Below are 23,063 nucleotides of genomic sequence, written 5' to 3'. Positions count from 1 at the left end.
CATGCAGAGCAGCACCAGAGCGATACCGCGGCGTCGCCCGGGCGCATCAGGGCAACGCCAGGGCGGTGCGAGAGCGGTCGAGCACAGTACGGCAGCGCGAAGATCATCGCCCCACCCTCAGGAGGAGGCCGCATGGCATCCAGCAGCAAGCGCCCCCGCCCCGGCACGTCCGGTGCCCCCGCGGCGGACGAGGCCGTCCCGCACGTTCGGGTGGCGGTGATCGGCTCCGGCTTCGGCGGTCTCGGCGCCGCGGTCCGGCTGCGCCGCGCCGGGATCACCGACTTCGTCGTCCTGGAGCGCGCGGACTCGGTCGGCGGCACCTGGCGCGACAACAGCTACCCCGGCTGCGCCTGCGACGTTCCCTCGCACCTCTACTCCTTCTCCTTCGCGCCCAACCCCGCGTGGCCGCGCAGCTTCTCCGGCCAGCCGGACATCCGCGCCTACCTGGAGAAGGTCGCCACCGTCTTCGGCCTCCGTCCGCACCTTCGGTTCAACACCGAAGTTCTGGAGGCGCGTTGGGAGGTCGAGCAGGTCCGCTGGCGGATCACCACCTCGGCCGGCCAGTGGACCGCGGACGCCGTGGTCTCCGCCGCCGGACCGCTGGCCGACCCGCAGATCCCCGACCTGCCGGGGCTCGGCACCTTCCCCGGCAAGGTGTTCCACTCCTCCCGCTGGGACCACGACTACGACCTGACCGGCAAGCGGGTCGCGATCGTCGGCACCGGAGCCTCCGCCGCCCAGATCATCCCGTCGATCCAGCCGAAGGTCGGCAAGTTGACGGTCTTCCAGCGCACGCCCGCCTGGGTCCTGCCGCGCCGGGACCGCGAGATCAGCCAGCTGGAGAAGTGGCTGCACGACCGCGTGCCGGTCACCGGGAAGATCCGCCGCGGCACCCTGTTCGCCCTCCGGGAGCTCCAGGTGGACGCCTTCGTGCGCCGCCCGGGAATGCTGCGCGTGGTCCAGCAACTCGCCGAACGCCACCTCGTCCAGGGCGTTCCCGACCCGGCCCTGCGCGCCAAGCTCACCCCGGACTACCGGATCGGCTGCAAGCGCATCCTGCTCAGCAACACCTACTACCCGGCGCTCGCCGCGGCCAACACCGAGGTCGTCGCCTCCGGCCTGCGCGAGCTGCGCGGCTCCACCCTGCTCGCCGCCGACGGCAGTGAGCACGAGGTCGACGCCATCGTCTTCGGCACCGGCTTCCACGTCACCGACATGCCCATCGGAGCCCGGGTGTTCGGCGCCAACGGCACCAGCCTGGCGGAGGAGTGGAAGGACGGCATGGAGGCGCTGCGCGGTTCGGCCGTGCACGGCTTCCCGAACCTGTTCTTCGTGATCGGCCCCAACACCGGCCTCGGCAACAGCTCGATGATCCTGATGATCGAGTCCCAACTGAACTACCTGATCGACGCGTTGACCACACTCGGGTCGATCGGTGCCACCGCGATGCAGCCCACCGCCCGGGCCCAGCGGCAGTGGAACCTCGAACTCCAGCACCGGATGGACCGCACCGTCTGGACCACCGGCGGCTGCCGAAGCTGGTACCTGGATCCGAACGGCAAGAACACCGTGCTCTGGCCCGGCTCCACCACCGCGTTCCGCCGCGCCACCCGCAAGGTCGACCTCGGCGAGTACGAACTGATCATGCGCGCCGGCCAGGACGCCGCCCCTGCCGTGCAGGAGGTGTCCGCATGAGCGCCGCCGAGCTGCCCGCCGAGTACGTCCCGCCGACGCCTGTCGAGGAGTTGAGCATCCGATCGGCGGACGGGATCCGGCTGCACGCCGAGGTGCACGGCCAGCCCGGGGCGCCCACCGTCGTGCTCGCCCACGGCTGGACCTGCTCAACCGCCTTCTGGGCTCCGGTGATCCGCCAACTCGCCGACTGTTACCGAGTGGTGGCGTACGACCAGCGCGGCCACGGGCACAGCGAGATCCCGCCGAGCCGGGTCCGCTACTCCACCCGGGCGCTGGCCGAGGACCTCTCCGCCGTCCTCACGCGGACCGTCCCGGCGGGGGAGAAGGCCGTCCTCGCCGGGCACAGCATGGGCGGGATGACCGTCATGGCCGCCGGCGGCCGCCCGGAGATCGCCGACCGGACCGCCGCCGCCGTCCTGGTCTCCACCGGGCCGGGGGAGCTGGTGGCCGAACTCGCCGTGCTGCCCGAGGCGGTGCGTTCCCCGGGGCTGCGCCGCTTCCTGAACCGCCAGCTGCTGCGCTCCCGGCTGCCGCTCGGACCGGTCTCGCCGGTCAGCCGTGTCGCGCTCAAGTACGCGACCATGGGCCCGGGTTCGTCCGCCGGGCAGGTGGAGGCGACGGCCCGGATCGTGCACGCCTGCCCGACCGCCGTCCGCGCCAACTGGGCGGGCGTCCTCGACCGTCTGGACGTCCACGCCGGGCTCGCCCGGCTCGCCGCACCGACCGCCGTCGTGGTCGGCACCGCGGACCGGCTGACCCCGCCGGTGCACGCACACCGGATCGTTGCCGAACTCGCCGACCCGCAGGGGCTGTTGCTGCTTCCGGGGGTCGGGCACATGGCGCCGCTGGAGCGGCCGGTGGAGGTCGCGGCCGAGATCCACCGCTTGGCCGCCGCGTACCTGTCCGCCGCGCCCGCTTCCGTCTCCGCTCCTGCCTCCTCCGCCTCTGCGCCCGTTTCCGAGAGGACCGCCGCCGTATGAACGCCATCCCGCCGTTGTCCGCACAGGTCGTCGTCGTCACCGGGGCCGCCCGCGGGGTCGGGGCTTCGCTCGCTCGCACGCTCGCCCGGCGCGGGGCCAAGGTCGCCCTCCTGGGGCTGGAGCCGGACGAGCTCAAGGCCGTCGCGGCGCAGTGCGGCGCGGCCGCGACCAGTTGGGAGGTGGACGTCACCGACCTCGACGCGCTCGGCGACGCCGCCCGCCGGATCAAGGAGCACTACGGCCGGATCGACACCGTGGTCGCCAACGCCGGCATCGCCATCGGCGGGCCGGTGGCGGACAGCGATCACCGGGCGTTCAGCCGGGTGATCGAGGTCAACCTGCTCGGCAGCGTCGCCACGGCCAGGGCCTTCCTGCCCGCCCTCGTCGAGAGCCGGGGCTACCTGCTGCAGATCGCCTCGCTCGCCGCGCTCACTCCCGCGCCGCTGATGAGCGCGTACTGCGCCAGCAAGTCCGGGGTGGAGGCCTTCGCCCACTCGCTCCGCGCCGAGGTCGCCTACCAGGGGGTCAAGGTCGGTGTGGGATACCTGAGTTGGACCGACACCGACATGGTGCGCGGCGCCGACGAGGACACCGTGCTCAAGCAGATGCGGACCAGGCTGCCGTGGCCGGCCAACAAGACCTACCCGCTGGAGCCCGCGGTGGAGCGGATCGCCGCCGGCATTGCCCGGCGGTCCGCCCACGTCTACGCGCAGGCCTGGCTGCGCGGCATGCAGCCGGTCCGCTGGCTGCTGCCGAGCCTGATCGCGGCTGTCGGTTCGCGCGACGTCGCCCGGATCGCGCCCCAGCTCGCCGCCACCGCCGCCTCCCGGTTGCGCGCAGTCGGTGCCGGCGGGGCTGCGGACACGGCGGTGCGAGGCGGTCGGAGCGGCGCCGGCGACTGACGGCCGTCGACTGACAGCTGACAGATTTCAACTGACAGATAACAGATAACAGATTTCAACAGCTGTTATCTGTTATCTGTCAGTTGTTCGTCCGCCTGGCCGTCCGCCCGCCCGTCACTCCATCCACTCCTCCGCCGTCCCCCGCGCGATCCGCGCCAGCGTCTCCAGCGCTCTCGCCAGCACGGGCAGCGGCGGCGAGGCCAGGGCGACCCGGACGGCGGACGGGGAACGCCGGGGGCCGGCGGCGAACGCCGCCGCGGGTGTGACGGCGATGCTCGCCCGCGCCGCCACCGCGACGAAGGTCTCCGCCCGCCAGGCCGCCGGCAGCTCCCACCACAGGTAGTACGAGCAGGGGTCGGCCCGGACGCGCTGCCCCGCCAGCGCCTCGCGCGCCAGCAGCTGACGCGCGACGGCGTCGGCGCGCTTGGCCGCCGCGACCTCGGCCACGGTGCCGTCCCCGATCCAGCGCACGGCCGCCTCCAGGGCGAACCCGCTGGGCGTCCAGCCGCCCGAGCGCAGTGCGCCCGCGATCCGTTCGCGCAGCGCGGCGGGGACAACCGCGAACCCGGTGGTCAGCCCGGGCGCGAGCCGCTTGGAGAGGCTGTCGACGAGGACGGTGCGTTCCGGCGCGAGGCTGGCGAGGGCGGTCAGCTCCGGGCGGAGGAAGGACCAGATCGCGTCCTCGACGGCCGGCAGGTCGAGGCGGCGCAGCTCCTCGGCGAGGGCGGCCGTCCGCTCGTACGGCAGGCTCCCGCCGAGCGGGTTCTGCAGCCTCGGCTGGACGTAGACGGCGCGCAGCGGCGCGGCCCGGTGGGCGGCGGCCACGGCGTCGGGCAGCAGTCCGTGCTCGTCGACGGCCAGTGGCACGAGCGTGATGCCCAGTCGCTGGGCGACGGCCTTGACCACCGGATAGGTCAGCGCCTCCACCCCCAGTCGGTGGCCGGGCGGCACCAGCGCGGACAGTGCCGCGGCGATGGCCTGCCGTCCGTTGCCCGCGAACAGCAGCTCCTCCCCGGCGATCTCCGGGGTGACCTCCCGGGACCCGCCCGTCCGATCCCCGGCCGTCCGATCCCCAGCCGACGGGTCCCCGCCCGCCCGGTCCCCGCCCGTCCGGCGTTCGTCGGACAGCAGTGCCGCGAACGCCTGCCGGGCCGCGCCCGTCCCGGCCGCGCCCACCGGCGCGAGTGCGGCACCCAGCGCGTCCGCCCGGAGCAGCGGCGCCAGGCCGGCGGCCAGGAGTGCGGCCTGCTCGGGTACGGCGGGGTAGTTGAGTTCCAGGTCCACCGGCGCGCGGGCCGGTTCGGCGAGTGCCACCTGCCCGCCGGTTGCCCCGCCGTCGGCCCCCTGTCCGGCCCGGACGAAGGTGCCGCGCCCGACCTCCCCGGTGGTCAGTCCGCGCCGGGTCAGTTCCCGGTAGACGCGCCCCGCCGTGGAGTTGGCGATGCCCCGGCTGCGGGCGAAGGCGCGCTGGGTGGGCAGTTGCTGGCCGGGTCGCAGCCGCCCGCCGGTGATGGCGTCGGCGATCTCGTCGGCGATCAGGCGGTAGTCGTCCATCGGCGGGACCCCTCCACGCAAGGTGATGGCATTGCACGGCATCGCATCGGCATTGCACCGAGTGCAAAGTCATCATTGCATTGAGATCGACGCCGGGCCTAGCCTCCTCGCATGGAAGCACTGACCCCCGCCGCTCCCGTCGCATCCGCCTCGTTCGACCTGCCCGCCGCATCCGCCCTGTCCGCCGTGGGTGGGCATGCCGTGCTCGGGATCGCCGCCGTGGCGCTCGGGATGGTGCTGACGCCGGGGCCCAACATGATCTACCTGGTCTCCCGGTCGATCGCCCAGGGCCGCCGCGCCGGGCTGCTGTCGCTGATCGGGGTCGCGGCCGGCTTCCTGGTCTACCTGGCCGCGGTGACGGCGGGCGTGGCCGCCGTGTTCTCGGTGGTGCCCGCCCTCTACACCGCGATCAAGCTGGCCGGCGCCGGCTACCTGCTGTGGCTGGCCTGGAAGGCCGTCCGGCCGGGCGGTACGGCGGTGTTCGCCCCGCAGCAGCTGCCGCCGGACCCGCCGCGCCGGCTGTTCGCCATGGGCTTCCTGACCTGCCTGCTCAACCCCAAGATCGCCATCATGTACATCTCGCTGCTGCCCCAGTTCGTGGCGCCCGAGCGCGGTCACGTCGCGGTGCAGAGCCTGGTGTTGGGGCTGACCCAGATCGTGGTGGCGGTCACCGTCAACGGGCTGATCGCGGTGAGCGCGGGCGGCATCGCGTCCTTCCTCAACCGCCGTCCCGCCTGGCTGCGGTTCCAGCGCTATGCGATGGGGACGGTCCTCGGCGGCCTCGCCGTCCACATCGCCGCCGACCGCGCCAAAGCCGTGGCAGCCTAGGCCCGCCCGCCGCCCGCCGCCCGCCGCCCGCCGCCCGTCGCCCGCCGCCTGGGCCGCGGCGCCGCACCCCCCAGGTCGGGTCCTAAGCCGCCCGCAGCACCTCGTACGCCGCCTGTAGGAACCGTCCGTCCAGCGACGGCCCGGTGTTGGCCAGGGCCGCCACCGCGGCCGACGCCTGGGGCGAGAACCCGACGAAGGCGGTGAACCCCCGGGTCGCCCCGGCGTGGAAGTACAGGTCGCGCCCGCCCGGGCGGCGATGGTTCCACACCAGGCACAGCTCGTCCGTCGAGCGCGGCAGCCGCAGCCACGGCCGCTGGACCTCGCGCAGCGCGGCCGCCAACTCGCCGTGGCCGCCGTCGAGATGCGCCCTCAGGTAGCGCAACAGGTCGGCCCCGCTCGCCCGGAGCGCGCCGGCCCCCGGCAGTCCGGGGATGCGCCAGGGCGGAAGTTCCTGTCCGCGCCGGTACCCGACCGCCCGCCCCGGCGGGTCCGCCGTACAGGTGGTGGCACCGAGGCCCAGCGGTCGGAGGAACCGTTCGGAGAGCAGTTCCCCGTAGGGCAACCCGCCCGTCTCGGCGAGTGCCCGCCCGAGCAGCGCGACGCCGTAGTTGGAGTACCGGTACCGGCTGCCGGGCCTGCACCGTACGGTGGTTCGGGCCACTCCGGCCCTCAACTGCTCGTCCCCGAACGCGGCGTAAGGATTGCTGAACCAGGTCGGCACGGCGCGCGCGGCCAGTCCGGGCGGCAGCCGGGGCAGGCCCGAGGTGTGGGTGGCCAGGTGCAGCAGCCGGATCGGCTCGGGGGAGCGGACGGTCACCGGGCGCCAGCAGTCCGGCAGGCGGTGTTCGACCGTGTCGTGCAGGGAGACGTCTCCGCGCGCGGCCATCTGTGCCAGCAGCAGCGCGGTGAAGGTCTTGCTGACCGAACCGAGTTCGAAGACGGTGTCCGGCGAGCATGCGGCCGTCCGCCCGTGCCCGAGCCGCCCGTGGCAGCGCACCTCCTCCGCGTCCCCGCGCGTGACGGCCACGGTGGCGTACGGTCCGGCCGCGCGCACCGCCTCCGCGACCGCCGGACCCAGCCCGTTCACGCGACCGCCGCGGTGGCCCCGAGTGCCCGGGCGAGCGTGATGCCACCGGCCACCACCGCGACGACGGCGGTGTGCTGGTGGTCCTGGAACGTCCGCTCGCGGTCCTCGTCGACCGGGTCGGTGTCGCGCGGCAGCAGGCCGTCCTCGTGCTGGGCGGCGGCCAGCGCGTCCCAGCCCTGCCGTCCGGTGGCCGGTTCGCCGATGCAGGCGTCGACCACGAGGAGTTCGGCGGCGAGGTCCCACTGGCCGATCTCCAGCCAGATGTCGAGCCAGGCCGGCAGCCAGTCGCGCACGTGGTCGCGCATCGGCTCCGGCAGGCCGTCCGGGCGGGCGCCCCAGTCCGTGAGGTGGAAGACGGTGTGGGTGATGTCGTAGCCGGTCATCCAGTTGACGGCCCACGGTTCGGGCGTGGCGCCCAGCCAGGTGCCGACGGCGAGTGCGGCCCAGTTCGGCTGGTGGGCGAGCCCGACGACCCGTCGGGCGTCGGCGACCCCCAGGCGTCGGTTGGGGTGGATCTCCTCGGCGTGCGCGGCCCGCAGCCGGCTGAGCGAATCGAGCAGTTCCTCCAGCGCGGGGTGGCGGTAGCCGGCCCGGGCGAAGTGGGCGTAGGTCTCCAGCGGGTCGGTCATGGTGAAGTGGCGCAGCTGCCGCTCGTACAGCAGGTCGCCCTCGCGCAGTTGCCCCCAGGCGTGGTCGAGCAGCGCGCGTGCGGTGCGGGTCTCGGTGGGCCCGGTGACGCCGTCGCGCAGGATCAGCGAAGCGGCCAGCGCGATCTCGCCGAGCGGCTTGTAGGCGTCGTCGGGGTCGGAGAGGTCGACCACGGTGTTGTCCGGGATCCGGCCGAGGCCGTCGGCGTGGGAGGCGTGCAGCCAGGCCAGCGCGCGGGAGGCGAGCCGCTGCGCGGTGGCGAGGACGTGGGTGTCGGTCATCGGACCCGGCTCCGTCGGTCGGTCGGCGGACGGGAGGAACGGTCGAGCATCCGACGGGCGACGGCCAGCTCAAGTCCGGTGCGGGCGCTGCCGTTACCGGCCAGCCGGATGCGTTCCAGGACGGGCTCGACCTCCAGCCGCAGCGGCCGGCCTTCGGCACCGGCCCAGGCGAGCCAGCGGGCGAGCCGGGCGGCGGTGGGGAGGCCGCGACGCAGCATGGAGCGGACGGTGCCGCGGGCAAGGGCCAGGGTGTGCGTGCGGGCGGTGTCGTGCACCGGGCCGTCGAGCCCGGGCAGCGCCAGGACGGACAGCTGCGCCATCCGTACCGACCAGGTCTGCCAGCCGACGGCCTCCGGGCCCGGAGGCGGCACGGGCGGTGGGGCACCGGTTCCGTACGGCGTGCGGGCGAGCACCTGCCCGGCCGCCCAGTCCTGCCATGCGATCACCAGTGCGGCGTCGGCCGAGCCCGACACCGAGGCCGCTGCCGAGGCCGCTGCCGGGTCCGGTGCCGGAAAGGCCTGCCGGGCCTCGGCCAGGAGTACGGCGGTGGGCCCGTCGGGCGCGGCCCCGGTGAGTAGTTGCGGGGCGAAGAGGTCCGCGCCGAGCACCCGCAGTGCGGCCAGGGTCGGGCGCGGTACGGCGCCGTCCGGGTCCGCGAGCGCGGCTGCGCCCCCGTCGCCCCGGAGGGCGTCGAGGGTCCGGCGCGCCACCCGTTCGACGGCTGCGGCGTACTCGTCGCGCAGTGGCGTCTCGGCGAAGGGCATCGGTGGTGTTCCTCCTGGTCGGGGAGCCCCCGGCGGGCGGCCTCGCGGGAGTGGGCTCGCGGGCGCGGGTTCACGAGAACGGGCTCACGAGCCCTCGTCAGGCCCGCCGAGGCGCCGGGGAAGGGGTGGGCCGGTCCACGTCGGTGGACCGGCCCCGCGATCGGGTCGCCCGGCTACCGGGTCGGTGATCGGGTCGCCCGGCTGCTAGCGGGTCGACTTCTCCTTCGGCGGCTTCGGCGACAGCAACAGCGCCAGCAGCAGGAGTCCGAGGGCTTCGGGCGAGTACGTGGGCGCGTCGGACACGACGGCCTCGTCCTCCACCATCAGGCTCGCGAGTGTGTCCGCCTCGGCGCGCGTAGCGGTCGGCGTGGTCGTCGTCCGGTGGGTCCGGCAGTGAGTAAGCATCAGAAGTGCCTCCTCAGTTGAGCGTCACCACCCGGTCGGGCGATGCCCCCGTCCGAACGGTAAGGGCGCGGTCCGGTACCTGCATCCGTAGACGGCCGGGCCGGGATAGTCCATTCGGAGTGGGCGCGGCCGCGGTGAGTCGGTACCGTCGGGGGCATGACCACAGCCTTGATCACCGGCGCGACCGCCGGCATCGGAGCCGCGTTCGCCCGCCGGCTCGCCCGCAGCGGCTACCGGCTCGTCCTGGTGGCCCGGGACACCGAGCGCCTGGAGCGCGCGAGCGCCGACCTGCACGCCGAGTACGGAGTCGAGGTGGAGGTGCTGACCGCCGACCTCGCCACCGACGAGGGGATCGCGGCCGTCGAGGCCCGGCTCGCCGACTCCGCCCGCCCGGTGGACCTGCTCGTCAACAACGCCGGTTTCGGCAACAAGGGCGCGTTCGGGACCGTCCCGCTCCAGGACGAGCTGGACATGCTGAAGGTGCACATCGAGGCGATCCTGCGGCTGACCACGGCGGCCCTGCCGGGGATGCGCGAGCGCGGTCGCGGCGCGGTCGTGAACGTGGCCTCGGTGGCGGCGTTCCTGCCGCGCGGCACGTACGGGGCGAGCAAGGCGTGGGTGGTGAGTTTCACCCAGGGCGTGCTGCGCGACCTCGGCGGCACCGGGGTGCGGATGATGGCGCTCTGCCCGGGCTTCACCCGTACCGAGTTCCACCAGCGGGCGGGCATGGGCACCGGCAACATCCCGGCCTGGTCCTGGCTCTCGGCCGAGCGGGTGGTGGCGGAGGCGATGCGCGACCTGGCCCGGGGTCGGTCGGTGTCCGTGCCGGGCAAGCGCTACAAGGCGGTGGTGGCCCTCGCCCGCCTGTTGCCCTCCGGTCGGCTGGGCGGCCTGTCCTCGAAGGCGGCGCGCAGCTACCGGACGAACTGACGCGGTCGGGGCGGTCGGGGCGGCCGGAGTGGCCGAGCGGTCGGGCGGCCGGAGGGGCGGTCGCCATGGGAATAGATCCAGCCTCACTATTAGCTAGTCTAACTATGAGCTATTCTCGCTATGCTGGCGGCCGTCCGACCGCCCCACCCACGGAGGTTTGCCCTTGAGACCCACCACCATCAACTGGACCCCGCCCGAACGCGCCCAGGGCGAGCCCCGCCCGCCGGCCCAGTGGCGGCGCATCCTCGCCCTCTTCCGCCCGTACACGGGCCGCCTCACGGTCGTCGGGCTGCTGGTGGCGGCCTCCGCCGTGGTGTCGGTGGCCTCGCCGTTCCTGCTCAAGGCCGTCCTGGACACCGCGATCCCGCAAGGCCGCACCGGGCTGCTCAGCCTGCTCGCGCTCGGCATGGTTCTCGCGGCCGTGGTGAACAGCATCTTCAACGTCCTGCAGACGCTGATCTCCACCACCGTCGGCCAGCGCGTCATGCACGACCTGCGCACCGCCGTCTACAGCCACCTGCAACGGCAGTCGCTGGCCTTCTTCACCCGCACCCGCACCGGCGAGGTGCAGTCCCGGATCGCCAACGACATCGGTGGCATGCAGTCCACCGTGACGTCCACCGCGACCAGCCTGGTCTCCAACTTCACCGCGGTGATCGCCTCCGTGGTCGCCATGGTCGCGCTCGACTGGCGGCTCACCGTCGTCTCGCTGCTGCTGCTCCCGCTGTTCGTCTGGATCAGCCGGCGGGTCGGCAACGAGCGCAAGAAGATCACCACCGAGCGGCAGAAGCAGCTGGCCGCGATGAGTTCGGCGGTCCAGGAGTCGCTGTCGGTCAGCGGCATCCTGCTCGGCCGCACGATGGGCCGCTCCGACTCGCTCGCCCGTGAGTTCACCGGGCAGTCCGACCAGCTGGCCGACCTCGAAGTGCGGGCCAGCATGGCCGGGCGCTGGCGGATGAACACCATCCAGATCGTCATGGCCGCGATGCCCGCGGTCATCTACTGGGCGGCGGGGCTGTCCGCGGCGGGCGGCGCACCGATCGTCTCGGTCGGCACCCTGGTCGCCTTCGTCACCCTCCAGCAGGGCCTGTTCCGCCCGACCGTCAGCCTGCTCTCCACCGGAGTGGACGTGCAGACCTCGCTCGCGCTCTTCCAGCGCATCTTCGAGTACCTCGACCTGCCGGTGGAGATCGCCGAGCCGCCGAAGCCGCGGAACCTGACCGACATCCGCGGCGAGGTCCGCTTCGAGGACGTCGACTTCCGCTACGACCCCGCGCAGGAACGGCCGACGCTCTCCGGGATCGAACTCAAGGTCCCGGCCGGGAGCTCACTCGCCGTGGTCGGTGAGACGGGCTCCGGCAAGACCACGCTCAGCTACCTCGTCCCGCGGCTGTACGACGTCACCGGCGGCCGGGTCACCATCGACGGCGTGGACGTGCGCGAACTGTCCTTCGACACGCTGGCCCGCGCGGTCGGCGTGGTCTCCCAGGAGACCTACCTCTTCCACGCCTCGGTCGCCGAGAACCTGCGCTTCGCCAAGCCGGAGGCCACCGACGCCGAACTGGTCGAAGCCGCCCGGGCCGCGCAGGTCCACGAGACCATCGCCGCCCTGCCGGACGGCTACGACACCCTGGTCGGCGAGCGCGGCTACCGCTTCTCCGGCGGCGAGAAGCAGCGCCTCGCGCTCGCCCGGACGATCCTGCGCAACCCGCCGGTGCTGATCCTCGACGAGGCCACCAGCGCACTCGACAACCGCACCGAACAGGCCGTCCAGCAGGCCGTGGACACCCTGGCCGCCGGCCGCACCACCATCACCATCGCGCACCGGCTCTCCACCGTCCGGGCCGCCGACCAGATCGCCGTCCTCGACCGTGGTGAGGTGGTCGAACTCGGCACCCACGAGGAACTGGTGGAGCTGGACGGCCGCTACGCGGCACTGCTGCGCCGGGAGGCGCCGGAGCCGGCCGCCGTCGTACCGGAGGCGGCCGCGCTCGGACACGTGTGAACGGCTCGCCCCGGTGCGGCGCGGCGAGGCGTGATGCGGCGGGTGTGATGTGGCGCGGCGAGGTGTGGCGCGGTGCGCGGCCGGGGCCTACGCGGCCTTCGGCGCCTCGTTGTAGCGCTCCGCGACCTCCTGGCCGGAGAGCCGCTGGATCGCCGCCATCACCTCGTCGGTCACCTGCCGACGGGCCTTCAGCGAGCGGGCCTGCCCGTGCAGCTCGTCGAAGTGCAGCGGCTCGCCGAACCTGACGGTCACCTTCTTGATCCGCGGCACCCGCTTGCCCACCGGCAGGATCTGCTCCGGTCCCTCCAGCGCCACCGGCACCACCGGCACGCCCGCGGTCAGCGCCAGCCAGGCGACGCCCGTCTTGCCCCGGTAGAGCCGGCCGTCCAGCGACCGGGTGCCCTCGGGGTAGATGCCGAAGGCCTTGCCGTCCTCCAGGATCTCCAGCGCAGACTCCAGCGAGGCCTGAGCGGAACGGTAGGTGCCGCGCTCGACCGGCACCGCGCCGATCGCCTCGAAGAAGTCCTTGGACAGCCGGCCCTTGAGCCCCGTCCCGGTGAAGTACTCGGCCTTGGCGAGGAAGTGGACCCGGCGCGGGGCGGTGAGCGGGATCACCACGCTGTCGATGAAGGACAGGTGGTTGCTGGCCAGGATGACCCCGCCCTTGCGCGGCACGTTCTCGATGCCCTCGATGGTCGGCCGCCAGATGCCGCGTGAGACGGGTTTCAGCACCAGCCTGGTGGCGAGATCGAGCATGGTCCCTCCCTGGACGAACGATCGCCCGGGAGGAGCCCGGGCCTGCAATCAGATCCGCAGACTACGACAACCACCCCCGCGGCCGTCCACTCCCGGCGACCGTGGCGCGCACCACGGCCGGGTAGGGTACGCCCGTCCGAACAGAGCGCAACCCCGCAGTACCAGGAGGGCACGATGGAGACCACCGAGGCGATCAAGGCCATGTTCGACCGTTTCGACAAGAACGGCGACGGCAAGATCACTCCGGCCGAATACGCACTGGTCGCGAACGAGATGGGCGACCACGCCGTGACGCTGTCGATGGCCGAGGCCCTGATCCATGCCATGGACACCCGCCACCAGGGCTTCCTGACCTTCGACGAGTTCCTGGCCGCCCGCCAGCGCTGAGCGTGCCGACGGGTCCGGTCGCCGTACCGGCGGCGCCGGGCCCGGTGCCGCACGGCTCCTCAAGGCCCCTCAGGGCTCCGCACGGCTCCTCACGGCTCCTCACGGCTCCTCACGGCTCCTCAGGGCTCCGGGAGCGCCGCGGGGCGCCTCAGGACTCCACCGGGAACACCCGGCGCACCACCCGCTCCGCCGCCCCGCCGTCGTCCCACGGGCAGAACCGCGCCCGGAAGCGGGCCCGCGCGGCCGGCTCCGGATCGCCCGCCAGCAGCGCCTTCGCCAGCCCGTCCGGGTCCACCGTGACGGCCCCCGGCGGCTGCTCGAACAGGTCGAAGTAGACGCCGCGCACCCGCTGGTACTCCTCCCAGTCCGGCGCGAAGATCACGACCGGCCGGTCCAGCACCGCGTAGTCGAACATCATCGACGAGTAGTCCGTCACCAGCGCGTCCGCCGCGAGGTAGAGGTCCTCCACGGTCGGGTGGGCCGAGACGTCGACGATCGCGGCCGAACCCTCGCCCGCCGCCAGGTCGCCCGGGCCGCCGGTGTGGAAGTAGTGCGTGCGCACCAGCAGGGTGAAGTCCGGGCCCAGCCGCCGGGCCAGCTCCCGGACGTCCAGCAGCGGCACGTAGCCGCCCTGGTCGCCGCGGTGGGTCGGGGCGTACAGCACGGCCGTGGTGTCCGGCCGCAGCCCGAACCGCTCGCGCATGGCCCGCACCTCGTCCGGTGTGGTGTTGGCCAGCCGGTCGTTGCGCGGGTAGCCGGTGTCCAGCATCTCGTACCGGCCGGGGAAGGCGCGGGTGAAGTGCTCGCTGGTGTGCGGGTTGGAGGAGACCAGGAAGTCCCAGCGGTCGACGGCCTCCTGGAGCCGTTCGAAGTCCATCCCCTCGGCGGCCTCGGGGCGTTCGCGCAGGTCCATGCCCATCGCCTTGAGCGGGGTGCCGTGTTGGGTCTGCACGTGCACGGTGCCCGCCCGCTTCGCCATCGTGCGCGGGAAGTTGACGTTGTTGACGAAGTACTTGGCGGTCGCCATCGCCTTGAGGTAGGCGGGGGTGTTGACGATCACGTACGGCACGCCGGGCGGCATGGTCGCGGCCTGCTTGCGGTTCTCCACCACCCACACGCCCCGGATCTGCGGCGCCAGTTCCCTGGCCTTCTCGTAGATCGCCGCCGGGCTGCACGCGTAACCCCGGTGCCAGTACGCCGCGTAGACCGCCAGGTGTTCGTCCAGCGGCAGCCGGCGGAAGGCGTTGTACGCGGTGAACCGCGCGCCGCTGCGCACGCCCTTCTTCACGGCCGGGGCCACCGCCCTTGCCCCGCGCTTGAGTTCGCGCGGCAGCTGCCCGGTGCGGCGCAGCTCCGCGTACGCGATCCGGGCGTCGCGCGCGGCCAGCCGGTACTGCACGCCGCGCACGCCGCCGGGGTAGCGGTAGCCGGCGGGGCGGTGCCGGGCGAAGTGCCGGGCGATCTGGCGGAAGAAGTCCTTGCGCCGGTCGGCGGGGACCAGCCCGGGGGTGTCGTAGACGTTCAGCGCCTGTCGGACGGTCCGGTCGAAGACCAGGGTGCGCAGTGCGTCGGGGACGGGCCGGCCGGGGCGGTCAGGGCGGTCCAGGAAGGCGAAGATCGCGTCGTACTGGGCGAACACGTCGGCGTGCTTGGGGGAGGCGGTGGCGGTGATCGCGCCGTCCCGGCCGCGCCGGTAGAAGTAGCAGGGGCGGTCGAGGTAGCGCAGCCGCCCGGCGGCCAGCAGCGCGGGGTAGGTGACCGAGATGTCTTCGTAGTAGCCACGGCCGAAGGAGACGCCGAGGCCCTCCAGGAAGGCGCGGCGGAACACCTTGTTCCAGACCGACATCACGGTCTGGAACAGCGCCGGGTGTTCGGCCAGCGTGCACCCCTCGACCAGCGGGGAGTCGGCCAGCACGTGGCGCCAGGGGTTCGGCTCGGTCTCGCCGTCCGGGTAGACGTGGGTGAAGCCGGTGAGCAGGACGTCGGCGGGCGTCCCGGGCCCGCGCTCCCGCTCCTGCTCCAGCTCCAGTTCGTCCAGGATCGCGCCCACCGTCCGCTCGGGCAGCCAGTCGTCGCTGTCCACGAACCAGACGTACTCGCTGCGCACCTGCGCCAGGGCGGCGGTGCGGGCGCCGCCGAGGCCCTGGTTCTCGGTGAGGTGCAGGACCCGCAGTCGGGGGTCGCGGGCCGCGTAGGCGTCCAGGATCGCGCCGGAGCCGTCGGGGGAGAGGTCGTCGACCGCGATCACCTCGAAACGGGACTCCGTGGCGGGGGTGTCGCCGAGGATCGAGTCGAGGCAGCGCGGCAGGAACCGCTCCACGCCGTGGACCGGGAGCACGATGCTGAGGAGGAGGGGCACGCTGGCCGAGTCTACCGATCGACCGGGTGCGACCTGCGGGGACGTCCGACCGGGGTGATCGGCCGAGGTGGCGGGCCGGGCTGACCGGCCGCGGTGGAACCGTGGCCACGATCGCCGCTGGGCCCGGAACCGCCGGTGCCGGGCCCTGAACGGGGCGGCACCGGCAGCCTGGCGGCGGCCCGGCCGACCCTCTACGGCCGACCGCCTTTCCGGGCACCTCGCGAGCCTGGCCACCGCAGCGTCGAGGCGGCCGGGCAGTGGCTCGCGGGAGCCGGAGTTCTTCATCACTCGAACACGCACCCGGGTGCGATGCGGGCGCGGACGCGTTCTCACAGATATTGCTTGGAGGATTCCCCGGAGTCAATCCCTCGAATGTGTTCACTTCATGAAGCCTGGAGGTATCGACCGGTCGCTTTGTCGACGACCCCGGCTGTCCCCTATATCCACCGCGGTATCCGCGTCGTGTCCACCGCCGCATCCGCCGCGGCATCCCCCATGGCCGCCGGACCGCCCGCCGGGCCGCGTGCGGGTCGCGTGCGCCCGGCGCGCGCCGCGCGGCCGGGCGCCGGACCTGCGCCCCGGGTACTGCTGACAGATGGCCGGTCGTGCACCATCATTGATGCCTAGTCGTGATCGCCCTGGTGGCCCCTGGTGCATCGTCAGTTGACGCCGCACGGTACGGTGGCACAACACCAAGGACGGTTGCGCGAAGGCCGTCCATCGCGGATAGTCTTCGCCTCACGGCCCTGGCGCCTCGTAGGGGTGGGAAAACTGATGGAACACATGCAAGTGCGGACTCGGCCCCGCGTGCCGGCGATCCAGTGCGGTGTCGGCACGACCGGCCGTCGGATCGACCGACACCTGGCCGTGCTCGGCGCGCCCGCGCTCCCGGCGGTGGACACCGCCGAGGCGCTCGGGTTGATAAGGGAGCTGACGCCGCGCGGCGCGGACGCCCCGACGGCCAAGCGTCGTCACGCGCGGATCTCGCTGCTGACGCCACTGCGCCGGCTGCGGCGAAGCCTCTTCGGCGGGCGCGGCTAGCGCCCGTCGGCCGGGGCCTACGGCTCCGCGGTCCGGGCCTCCCGGGCCACCCGGTGCGGATCGGGACCCCGACCCGGCGGACCACACGGACCGTCGGGTCTTCGGCGTGCCCGGATCCGGGCCCGCCCCGGCCGGGCCGATGTGGTCTAAACCTTTCAGCCTAGTGCACCTCACCGCCCCCACAGGCGGAGTCGGCGAGGTGCTGCGCGGGGCCCGCCGAGGTGGGTCAGGATGGCGCCATGGCGGACAACATCCACTCCACCCACCAGGGCCTCTTCCAGACCACCACCATCGAGATCACCACCGGCAGCCGAGAGGTCGCGCTCGACATCACCGACCGCTGTGCCGCGTTCCTCACCGAGCGGGCCGCCGGCCGCGACGGCCTGCTCAACGTCTTCGTCCCGCACGCCACCGCCGGAATCGCCGTCCTGGAGACCGGCTCCGGCAGCGACGACGACTTCCTCTCCACCCTGCGCGAACTGCTCCCCGCCGACGACCGCTGGCGCCACCGGCACGGCAGCCCCGGCCACGGGCGGGACCACGTGGTGCCCGGCCTGGTCGCCCCGCACGCCACCCTGCCGGTGATCGGCGGCCAGCTGGCGCTCGGCATCTGGCAGTCCGTGGTGCTGATCGACACCAACGGCGACAATCCGCGCCGGACGGTGCGGCTCTCCTTCTTCGGCTGACCCGACTTCTGCGGCCGGGACTCCCTCGGGCGGGGCTCCTTCGGCAGGGACTCCTTCGGCCGACATTCCTTAGGCCGACTCGACGCGCTACTCGACGGCGGGATCGGCCGGGCCCGCGGGCCCGGCCGGCTCGGCCACGGCGGCGGCCACCGCTGCCAGGTAGCGCTCGATCGCCAGGTACTGGCAGAGCAGCGCGACCGGCCGGCCCAGCCGCGCGTACCAGGCGGTCAGCCGGGAGAACGCCGACACCTCGAACCACACCTCGCCGGCGGCGTCCATGGACACCAGGAACGCCTCCTCGCCGCACTCCGGGTGCCCGGGGAGCGTGCCGTACGCGAAGCCGATCCGGTCCGGCTCCTCTACCGTCCACACCACCCGGCACGGGATCACCAGCCGGGGCCACCGGCTGCCCGGCAGGCTCAGTCGCAGCAGCACCGTCGACCCCGGCTCGGCCGGCGCATGCGGGTACACGGCGAAACCGGTGCCCAGCTGGCTGCCCCAGCCGAGCACGTGCCGCCCGGCCCGGGCCAGCACCTGAGGCCCTCGGCCCAGGTGCACCCGCCGCCGCAGGTGCGCGTAGCCGTCCGGCAGCGGGCCTCCGCGGGTGGCGCCGACCTCGGGGTAGGAGGGCGCGCTGGCGCGGGCGGCGAGCAGGCGCCGCTGGAGGTCGGTGGCCATGCGGTCACCGTAGCCGGGCGTTGCGGGCCCGCCGTCGGCGGGTCGCCCGGGGGCGGGGTGCACACGGGCGGGGCGGGGGCGGCCGGCCCGGTTCGGGCTGCGCCCGCTCCTGGACGGCGCCGCCGCCCTGATCGAGGAGTGCGGGGACCGGGTCAGGCTGGGTCAGGGCGGGCCGGCGCTCGGTTCGGGCTCGGGTCGGCGGCGCCTTGCGGCGGGGGCCGGGGGCGGAGTAGGAAGGCGGCATGAGCGACAGCGCGAGGAACGAGGACACGGCGGTCTGCGAGTTCGCCCCCGACGGCGGGGCGCAGGCGGCGCTGGTGCGCGATCCGGCGTCGACCGGGCCGCGGGCCGACTGCGTCCTGTGCGGGGAGCCGACCGAACTGCCCGCCGACCACCCGGGCAGCACGCTCTGCCCGGTCTGCGCCTGGCAGCAGGCCCAGCGGGTGGCCTGTTCGGGCTGATGCGAAGCAGCGCGCCCTAGCCGCGATGCCACCGGCTTGACAGCGTCCGCAAGCCGTTGACCTGCGGCGATTCTGGGGGCAGAAGGCCCCGGAAGGCCGCCTCAAAGCCGCTGGCAGTGTCCCTGGGCGGTCCCTAGGCGTCCTCCCTCCCGGCCAGGGCCAGGGTCGAGCCGCGTCGCCCCTTGCGGACCAGGAGCTGGGCGGGGATGCGGGTGCGCAGGTCGGCGACGTGACTGACGATGCCGACCGCCCGGTCGCGTTCACGCAGGCCGTCGAGGACGTCCATCACCTCCTCCAGGGACTGCTCGTCGAGCGTGCCGAAGCCCTCGTCGATGAACAGGGTGTCCAGCGGCATGCCGCCGGCCTCGTCGGTGACCACGTCGGCCAGGCCCAGGGCCAGGGCGAGGGAGGCGAAGAAGCTCTCGCCCCCGGAGAGCGTCGCGGTGTCCCGCTCGGTGCCCGTCCAGGCGTCGACCACCCGCAGGGCCAGGCCCGAGCGCTTGTTGCCGGTGCCCCGGTCGTCGCTGTGCACCAGGGTGTAGCGGCCGCCGGACATCCGGACCAGCCGGTCGCTGGCCGCCGCCGCGACCTGCTCCAGCCGGGCCGCCAGGACGTAGGACTCCAGGCGCATCCGGAGCCGGTTCTCGGTGGAGGTGCCGGCGGCCAGCGCCGCGAGCCGGTTGATCCGCCCGTACCGGGCCAGCGCCGGGGCCAACTCGTCCGCGAGGTCGGCCAGTTGCCGACCGATCGAGGCCAGTGCCGCGCACCGTTCGTCGGCCGCCGAGCGGTCGGCGTGGGCCCGGCCCAGCCGGTCGGTGGCGGCGCCGAGCGCGGCCGCGGCGGCGGGCAGGTCGACCGGCGGACGGGCCGCGGCCTCGGCCAGATCGGGCAGCGCGAGTTCGTGCCGGACGGCGGCGGACTCCGTCCGGTGCCGCTCCAGTCGGGCTGCCAGCCGCTCGCGCTCCGCGCGGGGGAGCAGCACGGCCAGGGCCTCCTCGGGGCTCGGGAAGCCCGCTGCGGCGGCGGCCTCGGCGAGCTCGCCCTCGGCGTCCCCGAGCCGGGCCAGCGCCTGCGCGCAGGCCCGCGCGGCCTCGGCCACGGCGGCGACCCGCTCGACCAGCCGCTCCAGCGCGGCCGCCCGCGCGGCGACGGAGGCCGCCTCGCCCCGGGCCGCGGTCACCCGTGCGGCGAGCTCGCGCTGTTCGTGCCGGAGCGCCTGGAGCCGGTCGGTGCGGACGGCGGCGCGCTCCCGGGCCTCGCGCAGCTCGGCGAGCCGGCGGTCCCGGTCGGCCGACAAACGGGCGATCTCCTGTTCGACCCGGCCGAGCGCCTCCGCCGAGTGCAGTGCCTCGCGGTGCTCGCGGTCCAGCTCGGCGAGGGCCTGCGCGAGCGCGTCGGCGCCCTCCGGCCCGGCTGCGCCGGTGGCGGTGGCCTCGCGGACCCGCAGCGCGGTGAGGGCCTGGTCCGCTGCCGTCCAGGCCTGTTCGGCGGCGGCCTGGGCCCGGCGGGCACGCTCCTCGTCGTCGGCGCCGACCCGGCCGTCGGCGGTCTCGGCGGGTGCCGGGTGTTCGGGTGAGCCGCAGACCCGGCACGCTTCGCCCGTGCGCAGTTGCTCGGCCAGCTCGGCGGCCATGCCCGCCAGCCGCCGCTCGCGCAGGCCGAGGCCGTACTCGCGGGCGTCCAGCGCGGCGGTGCGCAGGGCGGCGGTGCGCGGCTCGGCGGCGGCGATCTCGGCCCGCAGGCCGTCGCGCTCCCGGGCGGCGTCCAGGCGGGTGCTCAACTCGGACCGGCGGCCGTCGAGTTGCTCGACCAGCGCGCCCGCCGCCCGGGCCCGGTCCTGCTGCTCCTGGAGGCCGCCGAGCCGCGCGTCGTACTCGGCCAGCCAGTCCTCGGCCTCCTCGGCGAGCTCGTCGGCCCGCCGGCGCTCCTCGTCCAGGCTCCGCTGCTCGCGGGCGAGTTCGGCGCAGCGCCGCTCCTCCGCCCCGGCGGCCTCCAGCCGGACCAGCCCGGCCCGCAGTTCGCGTTCGGCCTCGGCCAGCTCGGCGGTCCCCGCTTCGGCGAGTGCCGGGCCCCCGGCGGCAGCGCTGCCCGCGCCGCCGGCGCCGGCCAGCACCTCGCGGTGCCGTCGCTCGGCCTCCCGGGCCCGCCGGTGCGCCTCGGCCGCGCCCTCGTGCAGCCGCAGCGCGGACTCCACCCCGACGGCCGCCTGCGCCACCGCCAGCCGCCGGCCATCCCGGGCCGCCTCGGGCTCGAACGCGGCCAGCCGGTCGGCCTGGAACAGCGCCTGCCGGTGGCGGTGCTGCCGCCCGGCCAGCTCCTCGGCGGCCGCGCGCTCGCCCTGGGCGGCGCGTTGCGCCTCCTCGGCGCCTGCCAGCGCGGCCCCGGCGACGGTGCGCTGTTCGGCTGCGCCGCTGCGCAGGATCGCCGCCCAGCCGAGCACCCTGGCGGTCAGGTCGGCGGCGTCCTCCTCGGCCGGCACCCAGCCCTCGGCGGGCTCGGCGCCCGGGCCGGCCGCCTGCTCGGCCTTGCTGGCGAGATCCCGCAGACGGCGACGGCCGGCCTGGACAGCGGCCTCCTGGACGCGCCGCTGCTCCGCGAGCCACCCCTCGACGTGCTGGAACCGTTCGGTGTCGAACAGCCGCCGCAGCAGCTTGCCGCGCTCCTCCGAGTCGCCCTTGAGGAAGCGGGCGAAGTCGCCCTGCGGCAGCAGCACCACCTGGCAGAACTGCTCCCGGTTCATGCCGATCAGCCGGTGGATCTCCTCCCCGGCCTCCTGGTGCGACTTGCTCACCGCCCGCCAGCCGGGCGTGCCGTCCCCCGCGTCGGCGGCCCACTCGCGCAACAGGGTCTGCGGTCGCTCGACGGTGGTGCCGGTGCCGACCTTCTTCGGCCGCCGCTGCTCCGGCAGCCGGGTGATCTGCAGCCGCCGCCCGCCGAGCGTCAGCTCCAGCCGGACCTCGGTCAGCCTGCGCGGCTCGGCGTGGTCGCTGCGCAGCCGGTTGGCCCGCCGGGTGCCGGGGACGTCGCCGTAGAGGGCGAAGCAGACCGCGTCCAGCACGCTGCTCTTGCCCGCGCCGGTGGCGCCGCGCAGCAGGAACAGGCCGCCGGCGGCGAGCGCGTCGAAGTCGACGCTCTCGCTGCCCGCGAACGGGCCGAACGCGCTGACGGTGAGCCGGTGCAGCCTCATCGGGGCAGGTCCGCCTTCCGGTCGGTGGTCTCCCGGACGCTCTCGAACCCGGCGCGCAGCCAGCCCAGCTCGTCCGGCTCCGGCTCGGCACCCGGGCGCACGTGCCGCAGGAAGCCCTCCGCGATCTCCAGGTCGGCCCGGCCGCTGACCCGGGCCGCGTACGACCGGGAGGGTTCGGCCTCGCTCTCCTCGGGGTCGAAGAGCAGTTGGAGGGTGTGCGGGAAGCGGCGGCGCAGCTTCTCCATCGGCTCGCTCGGGCGGGCCGCGTCGGTGAGCGTCGCCTGCACCCAGGCCTGCTCGTACGGCGCGTACCCGTCCTTGGTGAGCAGCGCGTCGAGGCTGTCGCGCAGGGTGGCGAGCGGGCGCGGGCGCGGGCAGTCGACGCGCTCGGCGGCGACCGAGCCGTCGGCCGCGAGGTCGACCAGCCACATGGTCTTGCGCTGGTCCACCTCGGAGAAGGAGTAGGCGAGCGGCGAGCCGCTGTAGCGCAGGTGCGGGGCGAGGGTCTGGCAGCCGTGCAGGTGGCCGAGCGCGGCGTAGTGCACGCCGTCGAAGACGGAGGCGGGCACCGAGGCGACGCCGCCGACCGCGATGTCCCGCTCGCTGTCGCTCGCCGTGCCGCCGGTGACGAAGGCGTGCGCCAGCACCACCGCGCGGGTGCCGGCCGGGCGGGCCGCGAGATCGGCCCGGACCAGGTCCATCGCCGCGCCGAGCACCGCCGCGTGCCCGCCGCGCTCCAGCCCGAACCGCTCGCGCACCAGCGTCGGCTCCAGGTACGGCAGCCCGTACACCGCCACCGGCCCGTGCTCGTCCGCCAGCAGCACCGGGGCGGCGCACTCGCCCGGGTCGGTGCGCAGGTGGATGCCGGCCCGGCCGATCAGCCCGGCGCCGACGCCGAGGCGGCGGGCCGAGTCGTGGTTGCCGCTGATGAACACCGTCGGCACGCCCAGCCCGGCCAGCCGGTGCAGCACGTCGTCGAACAGGGCGACCGCGTCCAGGCCCGGCAGCGCCCGGTCGTACACGTCCCCGGCGACGAGCACGGCGTCCACGCGCTCGGCCCGGACCACGTCCACCAGGTGGTCCAGGAAGGCGCGCTGGGCGTCGTGCAGGCTCTCCCGGTGGAAGGAGCGGCCCAGATGCCAGTCGGAGGTATGCAGCAGTCGCACTACAGCGCCCCTACCTGCACGTTTGCCACTTCCATGTCCTCCGAGTCAGCGCCGAGTCGGCACCGGTCACGCGGCCGGCGCCTGGTCAGTACCGAGTATCACAGGACCCACCGACAGAGCTCCGTCCATCACAGCCCTCAGCCTCTCACCCGCATCAGGGGACAGGCGGCCGCAGACGTCGGCGGTGATCCGGATCGTGGATCCCAAGGAAAATGGGCCGGGCCCCGCCTTCTCGGGTGGGGCCCGCTTTCCTTGTTTCACGA

General features: G+C 74.3%; 20 protein-coding genes. 10 read left to right on the top strand and 10 right to left on the bottom strand.

Features of this window, described 5'->3' with window-relative positions:
• Nucleotides 1–132 precede the first annotated feature (132 nt).
• Genes ACFWPT_RS04560 through ACFWPT_RS04550 form a run of 3 tightly spaced genes read left to right on the top strand, consistent with a single transcriptional unit; the run spans nt 133 to nt 3,577 of the window.
• Nucleotides 133–1,695, top strand: coding sequence for a flavin-containing monooxygenase (locus tag ACFWPT_RS04560; RefSeq protein WP_380379848.1), 1,563 nt, complete (start codon nt 133–135; stop codon nt 1,693–1,695).
• Nucleotides 1,692–2,675, top strand: coding sequence for an alpha/beta fold hydrolase (locus ACFWPT_RS04555; RefSeq protein ID WP_380479530.1), 984 nt, complete (start codon nt 1,692–1,694; stop codon nt 2,673–2,675). Before ACFWPT_RS04560 ends, ACFWPT_RS04555 begins: the two co-directional genes overlap by 4 nt.
• Entirely contained in the window at nt 2,672–3,577 is a 906-nt protein-coding gene (locus ACFWPT_RS04550) for an SDR family oxidoreductase (protein WP_380479528.1), read from the top strand. Before ACFWPT_RS04555 ends, ACFWPT_RS04550 begins: the two co-directional genes overlap by 4 nt.
• Before the next feature lie 114 nt (nt 3,578–3,691).
• On the opposite strand, the gene ACFWPT_RS04545 is transcribed toward ACFWPT_RS04550, so the two are convergent.
• Complete coding sequence (locus ACFWPT_RS04545) at nt 3,692–5,131, bottom strand: PLP-dependent aminotransferase family protein (protein ID WP_380479526.1); 1,440 nt, start codon at nt 5,129–5,131, stop codon at nt 3,692–3,694.
• Nucleotides 5,132–5,362: 231 nt separating this feature from the next.
• Here ACFWPT_RS04545 and ACFWPT_RS04540 point away from each other — a divergent pair, with 231 nt between their 5' ends.
• Complete coding sequence (locus ACFWPT_RS04540; protein ID WP_363367350.1) at nt 5,363–5,959, top strand: LysE family translocator; 597 nt, start codon at nt 5,363–5,365, stop codon at nt 5,957–5,959.
• A gap of 82 nt (nt 5,960–6,041) precedes the next feature.
• On the opposite strand, the gene ACFWPT_RS04535 is transcribed toward ACFWPT_RS04540, so the two are convergent.
• The 4 genes from ACFWPT_RS04535 to ACFWPT_RS04520 all read right to left on the bottom strand — a co-directional run bounded on the left by ACFWPT_RS04535 (nt 6,042) and on the right by ACFWPT_RS04520 (nt 9,144).
• Complete coding sequence (locus ACFWPT_RS04535; protein ID WP_380479524.1) at nt 6,042–7,046, bottom strand: serine hydrolase domain-containing protein; 1,005 nt, start codon at nt 7,044–7,046, stop codon at nt 6,042–6,044.
• On the bottom strand, nt 7,043–7,975 hold the full coding sequence (locus ACFWPT_RS04530; protein ID WP_380376941.1) for a DUF6895 family protein: 933 nt from the start codon (nt 7,973–7,975) through the stop codon (nt 7,043–7,045). Before ACFWPT_RS04530 ends, ACFWPT_RS04535 begins: the two co-directional genes overlap by 4 nt.
• On the bottom strand, nt 7,972–8,739 hold the full coding sequence (locus tag ACFWPT_RS04525; protein WP_380479522.1) for a hypothetical protein: 768 nt from the start codon (nt 8,737–8,739) through the stop codon (nt 7,972–7,974). The genes ACFWPT_RS04530 and ACFWPT_RS04525 overlap by 4 nt, the downstream gene beginning before the upstream one ends.
• Before the next feature lie 204 nt (nt 8,740–8,943).
• Nucleotides 8,944–9,144: a hypothetical protein gene (locus ACFWPT_RS04520; RefSeq protein WP_063349965.1), complete on the bottom strand. Its 201-nt coding sequence runs from the start codon at nt 9,142–9,144 to the stop codon at nt 8,944–8,946.
• Nucleotides 9,145–9,300: 156 nt separating this feature from the next.
• Between ACFWPT_RS04520 and ACFWPT_RS04515 the strand changes: the two genes are divergently transcribed.
• Nucleotides 9,301–10,074: an SDR family oxidoreductase gene (locus tag ACFWPT_RS04515; protein ID WP_363367066.1), complete on the top strand. Its 774-nt coding sequence runs from the start codon at nt 9,301–9,303 to the stop codon at nt 10,072–10,074.
• 163 nt (nt 10,075–10,237) lie between these two features.
• Entirely contained in the window at nt 10,238–12,079 is a 1,842-nt protein-coding gene (locus ACFWPT_RS04510; RefSeq protein ID WP_063349967.1) for an ABC transporter ATP-binding protein, read from the top strand.
• An 87-nt stretch (nt 12,080–12,166) separates the two neighbouring features.
• On the opposite strand, the gene ACFWPT_RS04505 is transcribed toward ACFWPT_RS04510, so the two are convergent.
• A complete protein-coding gene (locus ACFWPT_RS04505; protein ID WP_063349968.1) occupies nt 12,167–12,835 on the bottom strand; it encodes a 1-acyl-sn-glycerol-3-phosphate acyltransferase in 669 nt (222 codons plus the stop codon).
• A 174-nt stretch (nt 12,836–13,009) separates the two neighbouring features.
• Here ACFWPT_RS04505 and ACFWPT_RS04500 point away from each other — a divergent pair, with 174 nt between their 5' ends.
• Nucleotides 13,010–13,222: an EF-hand domain-containing protein gene (locus ACFWPT_RS04500; protein WP_063349969.1), complete on the top strand. Its 213-nt coding sequence runs from the start codon at nt 13,010–13,012 to the stop codon at nt 13,220–13,222.
• Between the two features lie 148 nt (nt 13,223–13,370).
• On the opposite strand, the gene ACFWPT_RS04495 is transcribed toward ACFWPT_RS04500, so the two are convergent.
• Nucleotides 13,371–15,581, bottom strand: coding sequence for a CDP-glycerol glycerophosphotransferase family protein (locus ACFWPT_RS04495; RefSeq protein WP_380479519.1), 2,211 nt, complete (start codon nt 15,579–15,581; stop codon nt 13,371–13,373).
• A gap of 774 nt (nt 15,582–16,355) precedes the next feature.
• On the opposite strand from ACFWPT_RS04495, the gene ACFWPT_RS04490 reads away from it, so the two are divergent.
• Nucleotides 16,356–16,622 carry a hypothetical protein gene (locus tag ACFWPT_RS04490; protein ID WP_063349971.1) on the top strand — a complete coding sequence of 89 codons (267 nt, stop codon included), beginning with the start codon at nt 16,356–16,358 and terminating at the stop codon, nt 16,620–16,622.
• A 239-nt stretch (nt 16,623–16,861) separates the two neighbouring features.
• Complete coding sequence (locus ACFWPT_RS04485; RefSeq protein ID WP_380479517.1) at nt 16,862–17,308, top strand: YjbQ family protein; 447 nt, start codon at nt 16,862–16,864, stop codon at nt 17,306–17,308.
• Nucleotides 17,309–17,395: 87 nt separating this feature from the next.
• Here ACFWPT_RS04485 and ACFWPT_RS04480 read toward each other — a convergent pair whose 3' ends face one another.
• The gene (locus ACFWPT_RS04480; RefSeq protein WP_380479515.1) at nt 17,396–17,986 is read right to left on the bottom strand and encodes a DUF1990 family protein; all 591 of its coding nucleotides are present in this window, start codon (nt 17,984–17,986) and stop codon (nt 17,396–17,398) included.
• A 242-nt stretch (nt 17,987–18,228) separates the two neighbouring features.
• Between ACFWPT_RS04480 and ACFWPT_RS04475 the strand changes: the two genes are divergently transcribed.
• A complete protein-coding gene (locus ACFWPT_RS04475) occupies nt 18,229–18,447 on the top strand; it encodes a hypothetical protein (protein WP_363367075.1) in 219 nt (72 codons plus the stop codon).
• Between the two features lie 133 nt (nt 18,448–18,580).
• On the opposite strand, the gene ACFWPT_RS04470 is transcribed toward ACFWPT_RS04475, so the two are convergent.
• A complete protein-coding gene (locus tag ACFWPT_RS04470) occupies nt 18,581–21,634 on the bottom strand; it encodes an AAA family ATPase (protein WP_380479513.1) in 3,054 nt (1,017 codons plus the stop codon).
• Nucleotides 21,631–22,800, bottom strand: a complete 1,170-nt coding sequence (locus ACFWPT_RS04465; protein ID WP_380479509.1) for an exonuclease SbcCD subunit D — start codon at nt 22,798–22,800, stop codon at nt 21,631–21,633. Before ACFWPT_RS04465 ends, ACFWPT_RS04470 begins: the two co-directional genes overlap by 4 nt.
• Nucleotides 22,801–23,063: the final 263 nt, after the last annotated feature.

Source organism: Kitasatospora sp. NPDC058478 (genome assembly GCF_042720345.1).
Classification (GTDB): Bacteria; Actinomycetota; Actinomycetes; order Streptomycetales; family Streptomycetaceae; genus Kitasatospora.
This window is presented reverse-complemented; position numbering and strand designations above follow the sequence as displayed.

What these genes read in the sequence shown, in the direction of transcription:
- ACFWPT_RS04560 (WP_380379848.1), top strand. Translation starts at nt 133, where the DNA reads ATGGCATCCAGCAGCAAGCGCCCCCGCCCCGGCACGTCCGGTGCCCCC.
- ACFWPT_RS04555 (WP_380479530.1), top strand. Translation starts at nt 1,692, where the DNA reads ATGAGCGCCGCCGAGCTGCCCGCCGAGTACGTCCCGCCGACGCCTGTC.
- ACFWPT_RS04550 (WP_380479528.1), top strand. Translation starts at nt 2,672, where the DNA reads ATGAACGCCATCCCGCCGTTGTCCGCACAGGTCGTCGTCGTCACCGGG.
- ACFWPT_RS04545 (WP_380479526.1), bottom strand. Translation starts at nt 5,131, where the DNA reads ATGGACGACTACCGCCTGATCGCCGACGAGATCGCCGACGCCATCACC.
- ACFWPT_RS04540 (WP_363367350.1), top strand. Translation starts at nt 5,363, where the DNA reads ATGGTGCTGACGCCGGGGCCCAACATGATCTACCTGGTCTCCCGGTCG.
- ACFWPT_RS04530 (WP_380376941.1), bottom strand. Translation starts at nt 7,975, where the DNA reads ATGACCGACACCCACGTCCTCGCCACCGCGCAGCGGCTCGCCTCCCGC.
- ACFWPT_RS04525 (WP_380479522.1), bottom strand. Translation starts at nt 8,739, where the DNA reads ATGCCCTTCGCCGAGACGCCACTGCGCGACGAGTACGCCGCAGCCGTC.
- ACFWPT_RS04520 (WP_063349965.1), bottom strand. Translation starts at nt 9,144, where the DNA reads ATGCTTACTCACTGCCGGACCCACCGGACGACGACCACGCCGACCGCT.
- ACFWPT_RS04515 (WP_363367066.1), top strand. Translation starts at nt 9,301, where the DNA reads ATGACCACAGCCTTGATCACCGGCGCGACCGCCGGCATCGGAGCCGCG.
- ACFWPT_RS04505 (WP_063349968.1), bottom strand. Translation starts at nt 12,835, where the DNA reads ATGCTCGATCTCGCCACCAGGCTGGTGCTGAAACCCGTCTCACGCGGC.
- ACFWPT_RS04500 (WP_063349969.1), top strand. Translation starts at nt 13,010, where the DNA reads ATGGAGACCACCGAGGCGATCAAGGCCATGTTCGACCGTTTCGACAAG.
- ACFWPT_RS04490 (WP_063349971.1), top strand. Translation starts at nt 16,356, where the DNA reads ATGGAACACATGCAAGTGCGGACTCGGCCCCGCGTGCCGGCGATCCAG.
- ACFWPT_RS04485 (WP_380479517.1), top strand. Translation starts at nt 16,862, where the DNA reads ATGGCGGACAACATCCACTCCACCCACCAGGGCCTCTTCCAGACCACC.
- ACFWPT_RS04480 (WP_380479515.1), bottom strand. Translation starts at nt 17,986, where the DNA reads ATGGCCACCGACCTCCAGCGGCGCCTGCTCGCCGCCCGCGCCAGCGCG.
- ACFWPT_RS04475 (WP_363367075.1), top strand. Translation starts at nt 18,229, where the DNA reads ATGAGCGACAGCGCGAGGAACGAGGACACGGCGGTCTGCGAGTTCGCC.
- ACFWPT_RS04470 (WP_380479513.1), bottom strand. Translation starts at nt 21,634, where the DNA reads ATGAGGCTGCACCGGCTCACCGTCAGCGCGTTCGGCCCGTTCGCGGGC.